This window comes from Streptomyces sp. SID13031 (assembly GCF_010548305.1).
In the GTDB taxonomy this organism is placed as follows: Bacteria; Actinomycetota; Actinomycetes; order Propionibacteriales; family Kribbellaceae; genus Kribbella.
The window spans coordinates 358,680-373,699 of sequence record NZ_JAAGLV010000002.1 but is presented as its reverse complement, the minus strand read 5'-3'; the positions used below and the strand labels follow the sequence as shown (position 1 = coordinate 373,699).

Genomic DNA, 15,020 nt, shown 5'->3' with positions numbered 1-15,020 from the left:
AGGACGGACCGTGAGCGAACAGGTGACGCATCCCGTCGCGCTCGCCGAGGATCCCGGCGTCGCGGCCATCCAGCAGTTGGTCGGCACGGTGGCCGGCGAGGCGTTCGGCCTGGCCACCCGGATCGCGGCCGAGGTGACAGAGGTATTCGGCCGGCAGGAGGCGGTACGGCGTACTGATCTGGCCGGCGTCGGTGCGTTGGTGCTGCCGGGCCTGGCCGATCCGGACGGGCGGATCCAGGGCGCCGGGTATGTCGCGGCTGTTGATGCGCTGGCCGATTCACGCTGGTGGCTCGAGTGGTTCATGCTGCGCAACGGCACGCCCGAGCGACTCGTCGTCGACACCGATCCGCGCGGCGAGAACTTCTACGACTACGAATCCCTGCCCTGGTACGACGTACCGCGCGGCACCGGGCGCCGGCACATCACCGGGCCGTACGTCGACTACCTGTGCACCGACGACTACACGCTCACGTTCACGGTGCCGATCCATCATGGCGATGAGTTCGTCGGGGTCGCCGGCGCGGACCTGAAGGTCTTCACCTTCGAGAAGGCCGTTCTCCCCTGCCTGCGCGCGGCCGGTCGCACGATGGCGATCGTCAACGCCCAGGGCCGAGTTGTCCTGAGCAACAGTGCCCGGCACGTCAGCGGCACGTTGCTCAAGGCAACTTCGACAACCTATGAGATCGAGGATCTGCCGCTTCGGCTAGTGGATCTGTGACGGTAGGTACGTGTCCACGTAGTCGTTGCGGAACTTGCCCTCGGGGTCGTACTTCGCGGCGAGCTCGATGAAGTCGGGGACCTTCGGGTAGCACTCGCGAAGAGTGGCTGCGTCAGCTGTGAAGACCTTGCCCCAATGTGGTCTCGCGCCCAACGGCAGCAGGGCTTCTTCGAGTGCGGCGACGACTGGGCGGACCACTGTCTCGTCCTGGATCCAGGTGAAGTGCAAGGCTACGGTGTCGCGGCCCTGGCTCGGGCTCAGCCAGAGGTCGTCGGCGGCGATCGTACGAACCTCGGAGATCTGCAGGACCGGGGCCAGCCGCCGGCCGAGGGCCTTCAACTCCTCGAAGGCCTGGGCTGCGGCTGCTCGCGGTACGAAGTATTCCGACTGCAGTTCCTCGCCGTTGCTCGGGGTGAACTCGAGGCGGAAATGCGGGAGCCGTTCATTCCATGGCCCGGCCAGGCCGCCTTGCTGGGTGGCGAAGTCGGCGGGCATCGCCTTGATCGGGTGGCGGGCTCCATCGGCGACGCGGGCATCCAGCCAGGATTGCTCGTACGGAGTACCGGCGAGCATCTTGCGCCAGACCATCACGTCCGGATCGACCCAGTCGGTGAAGGCGCTCACGCTGTAGGCGCTCGAGAAGATCTCCTCGAAGTCCGTACCGAGGCGCGCCACCGGCAGGCCGTCGTACACGACCTGGCTGATCTCGTACGACGGTTGCGTCTCGAGCTCCAGCTCGACGGTCACCCCGAGCGCACCGAGCGAGATGATCGAGCCGGGGAAGTCGGGGTGGTCGCGGGTGAGGGTGACGAGTTCGCCGTCGGCGGCGATGAAGGTGGTGCTGGTGACAGCGGCCGCGAGTGGGCGGTTGGCGTCGCCGGAGCCGTGCGTACCGGTGGAGCACGCGCCCGCGACGGAGATGTGCGGCAGCGAGCCGAGGTTGTGCAGCGCCCGCCCTTCGTCCTGCAGATACGCCGTCACTTCGCCGTACCGCAGGCCGGCCGCGATGGTCACGGTGTCGTCTTCAGCGTTGAGCGCGGCCATCCTGGGCAGGCCCGCGACCGAGACCAGCGTGCCGGTGGTGTCCGCGATCCGGTTGAAGGAATGCCCGCTGCCCAGCACTCGCACGTGCTCCGACAACCGCACCAGCTCCTGCAGCTCGGGCAAGGTCCGCGGCGTCCGGACCTCCGCCGAGAAGGTGATGTTGCCTGCCCAGTTCGTCGTCATCCGCCCCACTGCCCTTCGCTCGTCTGCTCGCAGCCTTCCATACGGCCTCGGATAGGTTGAGGCGCATGCCCTCTGACGATGACCTGATCGCTTACGCCCAGGAGCTGTCCGCCACCGCCGCCGAGGCCGCGCGGCTGGTCGCCGATGATCTACGGCTCGCTTTCCGCAGTGGGATGGACATCGAGTTCAAGCGCGACAAGCACGATCCGGTGACCGTGCACGACCGGCGGGCCGAGCAGGCCATCTCGGGGTTGCTCACCAACCGCTTCCCCGGCAGCACCATCGTCGGCGAGGAGGACGGCGCTCACGAGGGCACCGGCGAGGTGACCTGGTACGTCGACCCGATCGACGGTACGGCGAACTTCGCCCGCGGACTCGCCTTCTTCTGTACCTCGATCGGCGCGGTCCTCGACGGGCGCGTCATCGCCGGCGCTGTGCTGGACCCGATGGCCGGTCACCTCTTCACCGCCGATCTGTCCGGCGCCTGGCTCAACGGCAACTTGTTGCGCTCGTCCGGCGCCAAGCAGGAAGCCGAAGCGATGCTGCTCACGAGCTACCCCGCCGCGCGCGACCTCGGCCCCGGCTCGGAGGCCGCGTTGTCCGGCTTCGCCGACCTCGTCAAGGCCTACGGGACGTTGCGGCGGCCGGGTAGTGCCGCCCTCAGCATCTCGCATGTGGCGGCCGGCTGGGCCGACGCGACGCTCGGTACGCGGATCAGCGCGTGGGACGTCTGCGCCGCCCAGCTCATCGTGCAGCAAGCCGGCGGGCACTACCTCCCCTTCGGCGGCGACGGCTGGGACCAGCCCAACTACGTCGCCTACACAGACGATCTGGACCCGATCGTCCTCAACCGCTTCGCCGGCGACCTCCAGAAGTAGCTACTGTCGGGCGACCGCCGCGGCGATCAGCTGCAGCACCGCGGTCGGCGGCAAGGACTTCTACGACGGGCCGTCCGCGGTCGAAGGTCTACGACGCCCGCTTCAGCGCGAGCGCCGCGGTGCCGAACCTGGCCAGCTACACGCCGCAGGGCATCGGCACCTGGTTCAACTGGAACGGCAAGAAAGAGCCTGCTACTCGTGACGGCGTACCGCGCGGGTGCGCGCTCGCAGATCATCGGGATCGATCCGGCCACCAACAAGACGGTCGGCGTCGTCGCGATCGACGCCACGCATGGCGGCGGGATCACCACCAGCAACGGCTGGGCATTCGTCCAGGGCAGCACCAACGGCATCCGGAAGTACAAGCTGTCCACGCTGAAGACCGCGATGAAGGCGGCCGGTACGCCGTACATCAAGCCGGTCGGCGCGGAGCGGAAGGTCTACGGCGCGTCGTTCCTGACCAGCTACGGCGGTTACATCTGGTCAGGCAAGTTCAACGACAAGGGCCGCGCCGGCGACCCGAAGACCCTGAACGTCATCAAGAGCTTGCACAAGGCAACGATCCCCTCGCTGACCAAGCCCGCCTGACGGACACCGCCGCCAACGGAGCGGCCTGGTCGACCAGGCCGGCGGCCGCTCCGCCGAGCAGCCCTCCAGGCACCGATGAACGCAAGTCCCGGCCTGTCGCCGGATCCCTGATTGCGGACCATGATTTGATGACCAGCTGATGATCATCTCTTTCGGGATCGCCGGGATCTGGTTTCTACTGTTTCTGGTGACCTGGATTCGGGACCGGCGGGTGTTGCGCAACGGCGTCTACCTGGTGCTCACGATCATGTTCGCCGGGATCGGTACGGTGTTCGCGATCGACGCGGTGTACGAGCCCGCGGCGCGACTGCTGGTGGTCGCGGTCCTGGTTGCCATCCCGGTGGCGATCTTCCTGCTCGCGATCTTCCTGACCGCCAACGGCGTGACGATGTGGAGACGCGAAGGGCATCGGCCGGCGAACCTGCTGTCGCTGCTGGCGGGTCTCGGCATCATCGCGTTCGTCCTGTTCAGCGTGGCGGTGCAGACCTTGGCGTCGCCGGCGCTGGAGACGATCCGGGAGACGCTGATCGCGGTGCTCACCTACATCTCGTTCCTGTTCGTCTGCTTCCTGGCGTACTCGTTCGTCTATGCGCGGATCCGGGCCTCCCGCAAGGTCGACTTCATCGTCGTCCTCGGCTCCGGCATCCGTGGCACCCGCGTCCCGCCACTGCTGGCGAGCCGGCTCGACCGCGCGCAGCTAACCTGGCAGCGGGCCCGCACCAAAGGCCGTACCCCGCTGCTGATCACCTCTGGCGGACAGGGTCCCGGCGAGGACATTCCCGAGTCGCACGCGATGGCGGCGTACCTGGTCGACCACGGCGTACCGGCCGACCAGGTGCTCCGCGAGGACCGGTCGACGTCAACCTTCGAGAACCTCACCTTCAGCCGCGCGATCATGGCCGAGCTCAAGCCGAAGTACCGGTGCTTGATCGTCACCAACAACTACCACGCGCTGCGCGCCGCCTTCACCGCCCGCAAGGCGAAAGTCAACGGCCAGGTGCTCGGCTCGCCCACCGCCGCCTACTTCTGGCCGAGCGCGACGATCCGCGAGTTCATCGCCGTCCTGGCCGACCACAAATGGATCAACGGCATCATCATCAGCCTGATCTTCCTCCGCGGCCTCGGCGAACTGGTCTTCTGATCAGCCCGGCTGCACAGCGAGCGCAAAAGCGTGCATAACGGCAGGAAGTAGTGCCCGTACTGCGGCCGGGCACCGCCTCCGTGAGCGTGGCGCCAGGCCGAACGCCCGACTACTTCCTGCCCTTGTGTACAGCCACTCCGCTCGCTGCCGGGCTGAGGCCGTGCGACGGCTTATCCGCGAGCAGGTGGGCTAGCCGTGCCGCGGCTCAGAGCATGGTGACGGCGGCGGTGATGCCGGCCAGGACTATCAGGATGCGGAGGAGGGTGGGCGGGAGGAGGCGGCCGATGTGGGAGCCGGTGTAGCCGCCGATGAGGGAGCCGGCGGCGAGTAGGCCGATGGCGGTGTAGTTGAGGTCGGCAACGAAGACGAAGATCAGGCCCGCGACTACGTTGGCTGCCAGGATGGCCAGGGTTTTGAGGGCGTTGACGATGCGGAGTTCCAGGTCAAGGCCGAGGCTCAGGACGGCCATCATCATGACACCGGAGCCGGCGCCGAAGTAGCCGCCGTAGACGCCGGTCAGGGCAGCGAAGAAGGTGGTGGCGGGAGAGAGCTTGGTGCGCGGGCCGTGGTCGGCCGGTTTGCGGGAGCGGAGCCAGCTGGAGATCCAGGGCTGGGCGCCGACGAGCAGGCAGGTGAAGAGGATCAGCCAGGGGACGGCTGCTTCGAAGACATCGGAAGGCAACGCCAGGAGTAGGACGGCGCCGCCGATGGAGCCGATCGCACAGGTCAGTACGACGAACCAGGTGATGTGCGGTTGCTCTCGGAGCTCTCGTCGGTAGCCGAGCGATCCGCCCAGCCCGGCAGGGATCAGCCCGACAGTGTTCGATGCGTTGGCGACCACCGGTGGGATGCCGAGGGCAATCAACACCGGGAAGCTCAGCAGCGAAGCGACCCCGACGGTCGAGGTCAGCAGGCCAGCGCCGAGTCCGGCGCCGATGATCGCAAGGTGCTCCAGCCCCGTCACAGCTCCTCGCGGAGTAGGGCTACATCACTGACCAGCATGACGTGTTCGTGCATGGCCACGGCTGCTACTTGTGGATCGCCGGCGGCGATTGCGTCGGCTATTCGCTGGTGGCCGGCGAGGGATTCGCGGGGGCGACCTGGCTGGGACAGCGACTCCAGGCGCGTCTCCTTGATCAGGTCCTCCAGCGCGCCCATCATCTGTGCGAGCAGTTCCGATCGGGCCGCCCGGGTGACGGCTCCGTGGAAGAGTTCGTCACCCTCGACCCCGCGTCCGCCGGCCGTGATGTCGCGTTCCATCTCCTCCAACGCGGCGCGGATGGCGGCGAGATCTGCGTCGGTACGCCGTACTGCGGCCAGCGCAGCGAGTTTCGACTCCAGCGCGTCACGCGCCTCGATGATCTCGGGCAGCCGGTCCGCATGTGCGCGGATCGCGTCGATCACCGCACCCGTCCGGGCCCGATCAGTCAGCACGGTCCCGTCACCATGCCGGACCACCACCACGCCGATCACCTCCAACGCGACCAGCGCCTGGCTCAGAGTCGCCCGGCTCACCCCCAACCGGACGGCCAGTTCACGCTCCGGGGGGAGCCGATCGCCGGCGCCGAGTCCGTTCGATCCGATCCAGGCCGTGATCTGCTCCGCGACCTGCTCGTACAGACGGGTGCGCAGTACCGGACGGGGAAAGCGATCGTCTGCCATGACAGAGAGCTTATTGACAATTGGGTCATTGAGCTATTGGCTAGGCCAGTGATCCAGCTCAAACGCTGGAGACATACTTCCGCCCCGGAGTGAAGGACCACCATCATGGGACCAGAGTGGGTAGCGATCCTCGCGCTTGTCGCGCTGTTCGTGCTGGGCACGTTGCTGCCGATCAACATGGGCGCGCTCGCGTATGTCGCGGCGTGGCTCGTCGGGATGTACTCGCTGGACCTGAGCGAGAAGGAGATCCTGGCCGGCGTCAGCGGTGATCTGGTCCTGACCCTGATCGGCGTCACGTACCTGTTCGCGATCGCCAAGAACAACGGCACCGTGGACCTGATAGTCAGCAGTGCGGTGAAGGCCGTCGGCGGCCGGGTCGCGCTGATCCCCTGGGTGATGTTCGCCGTCACCGCGTTGCTGACCTCGATCGGCGCCGCCAGCCCGGCCGCCTGCGCGATCATCGGCCCGATCGCGCTCGGGTTCGCCGGGCGGTACAAGATCAATCCGCTGATGATGGGCATGTTCGTCGTGCACGGCGCGCAGGGCGGCGGCTTCTCGCCGATCAGCATCTACGGCACGATCACCAACTCGGTGATGGAGCAGAACAACCTGCCCTCCAGCGAACTGACCGTCTTCCTGGCCAGCCTCGGCGTCAACCTGGTGATGGCGACGATCCTGTTCGTCCTGTTCGGCGGCCGGAAGCTGATGGCCCAGCGCGTCGACCCGAACGATCCGGACACGCTGGCCGACGATCTCCACCGCGGCGGCGCGACCGTCCCGGCCCGGGGCACCGGTACTACCGCGCCGACCGGCACCCAGGCGCTCGGCGTCCGGCGGGATCAGGTGCTCACGCTGATCGCCTTCGTCGGCGTCGCCCTGGTCGCACTGGTCTTCGACAAGAACATCGGGTTCGTGTCCATCACGGCCGCTGTCATCCTCGCGATGCTCGCGCCCAAGGAGCACAAGGACGCCGTCAAGCAGATCGCCTGGCCGACCGTGCTGCTCGTCGCCGGCGTCAGCACCTACGCGGCGATCCTGACCCAGGCGGGCTCGCCGCAGTTCGTCGGGAAGTGGGCGGCCGGGCTCGGCGCCGCGGCGATCGGCGCGCTGATCCTCTGCTACGTCGGCGGGGTGGTCTCCGCGTTCGCATCGTCGACCGCGTTGCTGCCGGTGATCATCCCGATCGCCGTGCCGCTGATCGCCAACGGCGGGATCCACGCCGGCTTCTTCGTCGCGGCGCTGGCGATCGCCTCCACCATCGTGGATGTCAGCCCGTTCTCCACCAACGGCGCGCTGATGCTCGCGAACAGACCCGACTCGATCCCGGAACCCGTCTACTACCGGCAGATTCTCCTCTACAGCACGGTCGTCGTGGTGGTCGGACCACTACTGGTCTGGGCCGCGCTGGTACTGCCGGAATGGTGACCGGGATGGCCGGGCCGCTCGACGGCGTACTCGTGGTGGACCTGTCCCGCGCGCTCGCAGGTCCGCACGCGACCATGATGCTCGGCGACCTGGGCGCCCGGGTGATCAAGGGTCGAGGCGCCCGGAACCGGCGACGACACCCGCAGCTGGGGTCCCCCCTTCGTGGGTGAGCCGCGAGAGTCGACGTACTTCCTGTCGGCCAACCGCAACAAGGAATCCATCGCGCTCGACCTCAAGGCCGAGACCGACCACGGCCTGCTGCTCAAGCTGATCGATCGCGCCGACGTCCTCGTCGAGAACTTCCGTACCGGCGTCCTCGAGCGCCTCGGTCTGGGCATCACCGAGTTGCGCGAACGGAACCCCCGGCTCGTCGTCCTGTCCATCACCGGGTTCGGCCACGACGGACCTGAGGGCGGCCGGGCCGGCTACGACCAGATCGCGCAGGGCGAGGCTGGGCTGATGTCGCTGACCGGCTCGGGACCGGACGATCCGCAACGCGTCGGGACGCCGATCGCGGACCTGCTGGCCGGCATGTACGGCGCGTATGGAGTAGTCGCCGCACTCCACGAACGCGACCGTACCGGCGTCGGCAGTGTCGTCCGTACTTCGTTGCTCGCGGCCATCGTCGGCGTGCACGCGTTCCAGGGCACCCGGTACACCGTGGCCGGCGAGGTTGGGGTTGCTCAAGGCAATCACCACCCGTCGATCGCGCCGTACGGGCTGTTCCGGTGCGCCGATGGAGCCGTGCAGATCGCCGTGGGAAGTGCTGGCCTGTGGCAACGGTTCTGTACGGCGTTCGGGATCGCCGACGAAGGCCTGGCGACGAACGCCGAGCGGGTGGCGCAGCGCGAGCGGGTCATCGAAGTGGTGGAGACGGCGTTCGCGGAGTGGACCGCGGAAGCGTTGCTGGAGAAGCTGAGCGAGGCAGGGATCCCGGCCGGCAAGGTCCGCAGGCTGGATGAGGTCTACGCATGGGACCAGACAGCGAGCCAAGGCCTCCTCATCGATGTCGAGCACGCGACTCTCGGCGCGCTGCAACTGCCGGGTCCGCCGTTGCGCTTCTTCCAGGGTGACGCGGAGACGACGCAGACTGGTCATGCTGCTCCCCCGACGCTGGACCAGCACGGCGACGCGATCAGGGAGTGGCTGCGATGAGCGCGCGCGAACTGATCGAGGTGGTCCTCGACCCGGGATCGTTCGAGTCGTGGGACCGGCCGATCGAGCGCGAGTCCGGGCACGACGAGTCGCGGTCCAGCAGTTCGTCGTCCACCGGCTCGTCGTCCAGCGGTTCGTCGTCCAGCGGTTCGTCGTACCGGGAGCAGCTTGAAGCGGCTGCGAAGCGAGCGGGGACCGACGAGGCGGTACTGACCGGGCGAGGGTTGATGCGCGGTCGGCCGGTTGCGGTGGTGGCGAGTGAGTTCGCCTTCCTGGGTGGGTCGATCGGCCGGGCCGCTGCCGGGCGGATCACGGACGCCGTACTCCGCGCGACCGCCGAGCGACTGCCCATCCTCGCGTCGACCGCCTCCGGTGGGACCCGGATGCAGGAGGGCGCGCCCGCTTTCGTCGAGATGGTACGGATCTCGCGCGCACTGATGGCCCACAAGGCAGCCGGGTTGCCTTATCTCGTGCATCTGCGCCATCCCACCACCGGCGGCGTGTTCGCCTCGTGGGGATCGCTCGGGCACATCACCGTCGCGGAGCCCGGCGCGCTGGTCGGCTTCCTCGGACCGAAGGTCTACGAAGCCCTGTACGGCAAGCCGTTCCCGGCCGGCGTACAGACGTCCGAGAACCTCGCCGCGCACGGTGTGATCGACGGCGTCGTCGCGGCCGCCGACCTGCCCGTCCTCCTCGACCGAGCACTGGCCGTCCTGGTCGATCCCCCGACCGCGCCCGTACTGACCAGACGTACAGGAATACCCGGACCGGCCGATGGCTGGGACTCCGTACTGCGAACCAGGCGCCCCGATCGCATCGGCGTCCGGGAACTCCTGCGCCACGGAGCAACGAGCACCGTCCGGCTGACCGAACCGGACGCGAGCATCCTGGTCGCATTGACCCGCCTGGACGGACAGCCGTGCGTCCTCGTCGGCCAGGATCGCTCGCAGGACAAGCCGATGGGACCGACCGCGTTGCGGCAGGCCCGTCGCGGCATGCACCTGGCCGAAGACCTCGGCCTCCCCCTCGTCACCGTGATCGACACCCCCGGCGCGGAACTCTCCCCCGCCGCCGAGGAAGGCGGAGTCGCCGCGGAGATCGCCCGATGCATCGCCACCCTCGCCACCCTCGACGTGCCGACCATCTCCGTCCTGCTCGGCCAGGGCACCGGCGGCGGCGCTTTGGCGTTGCTCCCCGCAAGCACCGTGATCGCCGCCGAACACTCCTGGCTCGCACCCCTCCCACCCGAAGGCGCGAGCACGATCATGTACGGCGACACCACCCACGCCGCCGCGATGGCTTCGACCCAACGGATCACCGCAACGGATCTGCACGCGACAGGCACCGTCCACCGCGTCGTCCCCGAGCCCGACGACGACACTCCCGAGTCCCTCGCGAAGGCCCTCGCCGCAGAATGCGCGGCCCAGCTCACCACTCTTGCGTCGTAACGAACCCAACAGCTGCTGCGGTGCTGGGTGTACCTTCAGGGGTAACCACCGGGGACCAGGAGTTCCGCGGCGCACGAGGCTCTTCTGAGCTCAGGCAGCCCACGCGACATCCTCACCCGGGAGCATTCCATGGCGAAGAACAAGGGCGGACGCGAAGTCCGCAAACCCAAGCAACCCAAACAGCCGAAGTCGGCCTCGGGTGACAGCACGATCATCCCGCCGACGAAACAGGGCCGTAAGTAACCAGCGACATGAACGGGTAGGCGCCTCCTCAGGGCCTACCCGTCGTCAGTTCTCGCCGTTCGGTGGCTAGTTCTCGCCGTCTGCCGGCTAGTTCTCGTCTGGCGGATGGGGCGGCAGACAGTCGGTGGCGCCGTTGCGCCATTGGTGGTTGTAGCGGCCGGGCACCTTGGTGACGAAGGCGACGATCGCCGCCTCGTCCAGCGAGTCGAGGCGTTGCGAGCGCTGCCAGCCGCTGAGCGCGATGCCGTGGCCGAGCTTCGGATACGGCGCCACCACCACGTCGCGCGGATACTTCCGTCCCAGCCGCTCCAGGTCGTCGACGACCTCGGCCGGTACGTCGGGCGCGTACTGCAGCAACACGTGTCCGTGCTCGAGTACGTGGACCTGCAGCTCCTCCGCGACCGGCTTGCGGTAGATGCCCGGCGGCACCACGCGAGGCGAGTGCGGCCCGGACGTCGGCGGCATCGAGCGATACGGGTCGTGCGCCTCTCCGTCGTACGCGATGTGGCGTTTGCCCTCGAACGGTTGCGGGGTGCCGGGGACCTGGTCGCAGGCCAGCGCGGGTTTGTCGGCGAACGACCCCAACAGGACTCCGAACGCGAGCCCCGACATGGTCAGCACGCTCAGGCCGACGACGATCGCGCTGATCAGCAGCCCCCACTTGCGCGTGGTCTTCATCAGGCCGGCACCGCCGCTGCTTCGGCAGCCACCACAGCGGCCGCCCGGCGAGCCCGGATCCTGTTGCGCAGAGCAACGATCAGCGGCGCGGTCAGGTTGACCACGGCGAACGCGATCAAGGCGATGCCCTCCCACCAGTAGAAGCTGAAGACCGGCGCGCCGACCATCACGCCGGACGCCCAGCCGAGCGTCACCTTGGCGGCCGGCAGGATGAAGGTCCAGGCGAACCAGCCCATCCAGATGATCCCGGCCAGATAGAGCAGCCGGTACCAGCGCGCCACCCGGAGATCCTTGGCGTCAGCTTCGCGCAGGAGCCTCTGCTCCAGCGGGGTGAGTTTGCGGATCAGCCTCTTGAGGCCGAGGCGGGTGACCTGATGCAGGTTCTTGCAGCCGGTCGCGGTGGCCATCACCAGATACATGTCGGTCCGCAGGTACGCCATCGTCTGGAAGGCGAGCTTGCCGACCTGACTGAGCACCAGCATGGCGAGGAAGCGGACCAGGTTCGGATTGAGGTCGATCCAGCCGCGCGACCAGGCGAACCGTGGCGCGACTGCGGCGAACAGGACGAACGAGTCGAACGCCATCCCGGCCAGGAAGGGGCTGTAGCGCTTGGCGGGCGGCAACGCCCACAGACCGGTCAGGTCGGTCTCCAGCACGGTGAAGATGCCACGTCGCTCGAGCCGCAGCTGCGACCGTACGCCGGCTGCCGCGCCGGCGAAGGCGTGCCAGATCTCGTGCACGACGGCGAGGCCCATCACGACCACGTTGGTGATCATCACGCTGAGCAGGATGTCGGTCACCACGAAGGCGTCCTCATAGCTCGGCAGTAGCGAGTGATCGGTGGCGAACATCGCCAGCGTCGCGACCAGGCAGCCCACGTAGAACGTCCAGGCGGCCTTGCCGAACAGGGGTTTCACCACCCACGGCGGGATCTTCGAGACCACCCAGTACTTGACCTTCTTGCCCGGCTCGGCCTCCTCGACCCGCTCGGCCGCGGCCTCCCCAGCGGCCTCGCGTTCGTCCAGGAGGCCGGCCTCGACGAGCATCTCGACGAAGTCGACCACGTCGACGGGCTCGCCGAGCTCCAGCTCCAGCACGTCGGCCACCTCGGCGACGGTCTGCCCGGCGGCCAGCAACTCGATCAGCCGCGCGCCTGCCTCCGGTACGACGACGAATCGTCCTGTCGCCGGATTGCCGAGGACGAACTCGTCCTCGTCCTCCTTACGCACCAGGAGGTGCCCAACACTCGGCCGGCTCGTCGCGTCGAGGGCGGCCAGCGTCATTCGCCCACCCAGCCGCAGGTGTCGCACTTCTCCCCGGACCTGGGCGTGACGACGTAGTGGTAGGTCAGGTCGGTGAGGCTCAGGTGGAACATCCGGCCGGCCGTGCTGGTCGGGATCCCGCCGAGGTGATAGACGGCGTCCATCGCGGCCATGTGACCGGTGAGGTTCGCCGTCGGTGCGATCACCGCGTGGCCGTCGAAGGGGAACAGGTCCTCGGGCTCCTGGCCGTACCGCTTCCGGATCACGTCGGTCATGCTGGCCAGGCACGCCTGGCAGCAGGTGGTTCCGGGGATGAAGAGTCCGATCACCGCCATCGGACCGGCGTACTGGGCGAGCATCCAGGGAGTGCCGGTGCGCAGCGCGGCTTCGTTGGTCCACTCGCGGATCAGCTTCTGCGGCTGGTCGGCGCACAGCACCAGCAGGTCGCGGTCGTGCATGAGAGCTGCCACGTCTTCGATGTTGAAGACCTGCTTCTCCTCGCCGGTGACGACGGCATGCCGGTTCATCCGGCTGAGTCGCTCGACTGCTACCGGGACCTTGGGCTTGCCGAGGTCGTCCTCGGTGTAGAGCAGCTGGCGGGTGAGGTTGCCGACCTCGACGGTGTCGAAGTCGACGCAGTGCACGGTACCGACGCCGGCTGCCACCAGCGACGAGGCGACCGCCGACCCTGTACCACCCAGGCCGAGCACCACGACGCTGCTGGACTTCAGGCGACTCTGTACGTCGTGCCGGCTGGGGCGTGGGGTCAGGTCGACCCACGAGTAGTAGGTGGTGGCGCGGTCGTAGCGCTCGATCTCGGCCGGGCTGAGGTTGGCGGGAGGTGGCCCGGCGGCGTCCTCGACGTAGCCGGCGTCGATCAGGCCCTGGATCGAGTCGGTGATCTCGGCCGGACACAGGTCAGGGTGCACGGCGATGACCGTCGCGACGATCTCCTCGCGGGTCCGGGTGCCGTCCATCAGGCCCATCAACAGCCAGCGGTCGCCGTCCTCGTCGTCGATCTCGGCGCCGATCCCGAGCTGCCGGCCGCCGATGTTGATCAGCGTCGGCGTCAGCCGGACGGGCTTGTGGATGCCTTTGATCCGTGGCCGCAACATCGCTTTCCTCCCGTATCCCGTCCAGACCTGGTGGGCCGGGGCGCGGTCTCCCGCGCCCCGGCCGACTAGCTGACTAGCCGCATGTGGCGTCGCGGCAGCCGCCGCCGCCACCGCCGCCGCCCGGGTCGGTGATGATCAGGGTCGTCTCGAGGTTCTCCAGCTTGCGAACGAGGAGTTTCCTCGGCTCGCGGACCTCGGCCTTCTGCTCCATGACTTCCTCCAAAGTACTTGGCTGTCATCGCATTGCGGCGGCGCCGCAATGCGATCATTAGAGCACCCGTGACAACTAATTCCAATAAGTCCGGGAAATGCATTTGACTGTATTTTTCTGGGCATTATGTGAAGCAGGCGACCCACTTCGTACCGCTCAGGAAGCCTGCCCACACGGGGGAAAACAGTCAATGGGTAATCACTACCCAGATTCCTTGCGGTAGGCCCCCAGTAAAGCGCGCGACGGCCTCGGAAAAGCCTGGGTGATAGTCGTCCGTACATTTGAAGTCAGCGTTTGCGCACCATATCCGAGGTAGTCGGCCATCGGACCGGGAGGGGAATCGTCACTCGCCGCAAAGAGCTGCTGTCACTGAGTAGCCAGCAGCCCCGCGTCAGTACTGACGCGGGGCTGGGTACTACCGGCCCGACGCCGGCGTTGGGGGGCCGGCGCCGGGGGTTCGGTCAGCGGCCGCCGAGGAGCCCGCCGAGCATGCCGGCGACCCCACCTTCCTGGCCGGCCTGCTGGCCGCCGCCGGTACCGCCGATGATGCCGCCGGGCGGCTCCTCGGACGGCTGGACGACGACGAATCCCTGGCCCGCGAAGCTCATCGTGAACCCCTCACCGGTGGACCGGCCGAGCAGCGTGCCGAGGCCGAGCTGGTCGGCACGCTGGTACCCGGTCTGCAGGCTGGTCGACCAGCAGACCGCCGCCTGCGGGTCGGCGAACGTCGGCTGGTCCACGTTCAGGACCACCGGTGTGCCCTTGCAGGTGATCGCGATCCGGCCCTGGCCGGCGAAGTTGCAGTTGAACAGGCCCGCGTTCGACATCATCCCGGCGCCCTGCACCATCTTGATGTCCCAGCTCAGCGTCGACTCGAAGGCGAGCACGTTCGCGCCGTTGATGCTCAGCCCGTCGTGTGGCCCGTCGAGGTCGATCAGATAGATGTCCGACGCCCGGTCGGCGAGGAACACATCGCCCTGCCCGCTCATCTTCATCAACGGGATGCCCTCACCCGTCAGCTTCTGCTTCAGGAACTTGCCGATCCCCCCGGATCCCTGGGCCGCGAACTGCACGTTGCCCTGGTAGGCGACCATCGCGCCCTGCCGGGCGAAGACCTCACCCCGCAGCTCCACCTTGAGCAGCTTCGAGTTCTGCAGCCGCAGGCCGGCCTGCGCCGACTCCTGTTCCTGGTTGGTCGCGGCGAACAGTTCGCTCCGCATGCCAGTCCCCCTTCATGTCGATGACCCCGAGCGTAGGGTCGGACGCATC

General features: G+C 67.8%; 16 protein-coding genes. 8 read left to right on the top strand and 8 right to left on the bottom strand.

Going from position 1 to position 15,020, the window contains the following annotated elements:
- Window positions 1-10: 10 nt before the first annotated feature.
- A complete protein-coding gene (locus tag G3I17_RS05885; protein WP_164594838.1) occupies window positions 11-718 on the top strand; it encodes a cache domain-containing protein in 708 nt (235 codons plus the stop codon).
- On the opposite strand, the gene G3I17_RS05880 is transcribed toward G3I17_RS05885, so the two are convergent.
- A complete protein-coding gene (locus G3I17_RS05880) occupies window positions 704-1,945 on the bottom strand; it encodes a D-arabinono-1,4-lactone oxidase (protein WP_164594836.1) in 1,242 nt (413 codons plus the stop codon). The genes G3I17_RS05885 and G3I17_RS05880 overlap by 15 nt on opposite strands.
- Window positions 1,946-2,010: 65 nt before the next feature.
- Here G3I17_RS05880 and G3I17_RS05875 point away from each other — a divergent pair, with 65 nt between their 5' ends.
- From G3I17_RS05875 to G3I17_RS05865, 3 genes are all read left to right on the top strand, one after another.
- Window positions 2,011-2,823: an inositol monophosphatase family protein gene (locus G3I17_RS05875; RefSeq protein WP_164594834.1), complete on the top strand. Its 813-nt coding sequence runs from the start codon at window positions 2,011-2,013 to the stop codon at window positions 2,821-2,823.
- Between the two features lie 198 nt (window positions 2,824-3,021).
- Window positions 3,022-3,411 carry a hypothetical protein gene (locus G3I17_RS39685; RefSeq protein WP_203589788.1) on the top strand — a complete coding sequence of 130 codons (390 nt, stop codon included), beginning with the start codon at window positions 3,022-3,024 and terminating at the stop codon, window positions 3,409-3,411.
- A 187-nt stretch (window positions 3,412-3,598) separates the two neighbouring features.
- Window positions 3,599-4,552: a YdcF family protein gene (locus tag G3I17_RS05865; RefSeq protein ID WP_343238217.1), complete on the top strand. Its 954-nt coding sequence runs from the start codon at window positions 3,599-3,601 to the stop codon at window positions 4,550-4,552.
- Between the two features lie 205 nt (window positions 4,553-4,757).
- Here G3I17_RS05865 and G3I17_RS05860 read toward each other — a convergent pair whose 3' ends face one another.
- Complete coding sequence (locus G3I17_RS05860; protein ID WP_164594832.1) at window positions 4,758-5,516, bottom strand: sulfite exporter TauE/SafE family protein; 759 nt, start codon at window positions 5,514-5,516, stop codon at window positions 4,758-4,760.
- On the bottom strand, window positions 5,513-6,214 hold the full coding sequence (locus G3I17_RS05855) for a FadR/GntR family transcriptional regulator (protein ID WP_164594830.1): 702 nt from the start codon (window positions 6,212-6,214) through the stop codon (window positions 5,513-5,515). Before G3I17_RS05855 ends, G3I17_RS05860 begins: the two co-directional genes overlap by 4 nt.
- A 105-nt stretch (window positions 6,215-6,319) precedes the next feature.
- On the opposite strand from G3I17_RS05855, the gene G3I17_RS05850 reads away from it, so the two are divergent.
- Genes G3I17_RS05850 through G3I17_RS05840 form a run of 4 tightly spaced genes read left to right on the top strand, consistent with a single transcriptional unit; the run spans window position 6,320 to window position 10,242 of the window.
- The gene (locus G3I17_RS05850; protein WP_164594828.1) at window positions 6,320-7,639 is read left to right on the top strand and encodes an SLC13 family permease; all 1,320 of its coding nucleotides are present in this window, start codon (window positions 6,320-6,322) and stop codon (window positions 7,637-7,639) included.
- Between the two features lie 5 nt (window positions 7,640-7,644).
- A complete protein-coding gene (locus tag G3I17_RS40440) occupies window positions 7,645-7,809 on the top strand; it encodes a CoA transferase (RefSeq protein ID WP_239062212.1) in 165 nt (54 codons plus the stop codon).
- A complete protein-coding gene (locus tag G3I17_RS05845; protein WP_239062211.1) occupies window positions 7,802-8,794 on the top strand; it encodes a CoA transferase in 993 nt (330 codons plus the stop codon). Before G3I17_RS40440 ends, G3I17_RS05845 begins: the two co-directional genes overlap by 8 nt.
- A complete protein-coding gene (locus G3I17_RS05840; protein ID WP_164594826.1) occupies window positions 8,791-10,242 on the top strand; it encodes a carboxyl transferase domain-containing protein in 1,452 nt (483 codons plus the stop codon). The genes G3I17_RS05845 and G3I17_RS05840 overlap by 4 nt, the downstream gene beginning before the upstream one ends.
- 330 nt (window positions 10,243-10,572) lie before the next feature.
- On the opposite strand, the gene G3I17_RS05835 is transcribed toward G3I17_RS05840, so the two are convergent.
- The 5 genes from G3I17_RS05835 to G3I17_RS05815 all read right to left on the bottom strand — a co-directional run bounded on the left by G3I17_RS05835 (window position 10,573) and on the right by G3I17_RS05815 (window position 14,971).
- The gene (locus tag G3I17_RS05835) at window positions 10,573-11,163 is read right to left on the bottom strand and encodes a DUF3105 domain-containing protein (RefSeq protein ID WP_164594824.1); all 591 of its coding nucleotides are present in this window, start codon (window positions 11,161-11,163) and stop codon (window positions 10,573-10,575) included.
- Window positions 11,163-12,446 carry a PqqD family protein gene (locus G3I17_RS05830; RefSeq protein ID WP_164594822.1) on the bottom strand — a complete coding sequence of 428 codons (1,284 nt, stop codon included), beginning with the start codon at window positions 12,444-12,446 and terminating at the stop codon, window positions 11,163-11,165. The genes G3I17_RS05835 and G3I17_RS05830 overlap by 1 nt, the downstream gene beginning before the upstream one ends.
- Window positions 12,443-13,540: a ThiF family adenylyltransferase gene (locus G3I17_RS05825; protein ID WP_164594820.1), complete on the bottom strand. Its 1,098-nt coding sequence runs from the start codon at window positions 13,538-13,540 to the stop codon at window positions 12,443-12,445. The genes G3I17_RS05830 and G3I17_RS05825 overlap by 4 nt, the downstream gene beginning before the upstream one ends.
- A 73-nt stretch (window positions 13,541-13,613) precedes the next feature.
- Window positions 13,614-13,751, bottom strand: a complete 138-nt coding sequence (locus G3I17_RS05820) for a hypothetical protein (RefSeq protein WP_164594818.1) — start codon at window positions 13,749-13,751, stop codon at window positions 13,614-13,616.
- A 461-nt stretch (window positions 13,752-14,212) separates the two neighbouring features.
- On the bottom strand, window positions 14,213-14,971 hold the full coding sequence (locus tag G3I17_RS05815; protein WP_164594816.1) for an AIM24 family protein: 759 nt from the start codon (window positions 14,969-14,971) through the stop codon (window positions 14,213-14,215).
- Window positions 14,972-15,020 lie beyond the last annotated feature (49 nt).

What these genes read in the sequence shown, in the direction of transcription:
- G3I17_RS05880 (WP_164594836.1), bottom strand. Translation starts at nt 1,945, where the DNA reads ATGACGACGAACTGGGCAGGCAACATCACCTTCTCGGCGGAGGTCCGG.
- G3I17_RS05850 (WP_164594828.1), top strand. Translation starts at nt 6,320, where the DNA reads ATGGGACCAGAGTGGGTAGCGATCCTCGCGCTTGTCGCGCTGTTCGTG.
- G3I17_RS05855 (WP_164594830.1), bottom strand. Translation starts at nt 6,214, where the DNA reads ATGGCAGACGATCGCTTTCCCCGTCCGGTACTGCGCACCCGTCTGTAC.
- G3I17_RS05820 (WP_164594818.1), bottom strand. Translation starts at nt 13,751, where the DNA reads ATGGAGCAGAAGGCCGAGGTCCGCGAGCCGAGGAAACTCCTCGTTCGC.
- G3I17_RS40440 (WP_239062212.1), top strand. Translation starts at nt 7,645, where the DNA reads ATGGCCGGGCCGCTCGACGGCGTACTCGTGGTGGACCTGTCCCGCGCG.
- G3I17_RS05815 (WP_164594816.1), bottom strand. Translation starts at nt 14,971, where the DNA reads ATGCGGAGCGAACTGTTCGCCGCGACCAACCAGGAACAGGAGTCGGCG.
- G3I17_RS05830 (WP_164594822.1), bottom strand. Translation starts at nt 12,446, where the DNA reads ATGACGCTGGCCGCCCTCGACGCGACGAGCCGGCCGAGTGTTGGGCAC.
- G3I17_RS05875 (WP_164594834.1), top strand. Translation starts at nt 2,011, where the DNA reads ATGCCCTCTGACGATGACCTGATCGCTTACGCCCAGGAGCTGTCCGCC.
- G3I17_RS05835 (WP_164594824.1), bottom strand. Translation starts at nt 11,163, where the DNA reads ATGAAGACCACGCGCAAGTGGGGGCTGCTGATCAGCGCGATCGTCGTC.
- G3I17_RS05840 (WP_164594826.1), top strand. Translation starts at nt 8,791, where the DNA reads ATGAGCGCGCGCGAACTGATCGAGGTGGTCCTCGACCCGGGATCGTTC.
- G3I17_RS05825 (WP_164594820.1), bottom strand. Translation starts at nt 13,540, where the DNA reads ATGTTGCGGCCACGGATCAAAGGCATCCACAAGCCCGTCCGGCTGACG.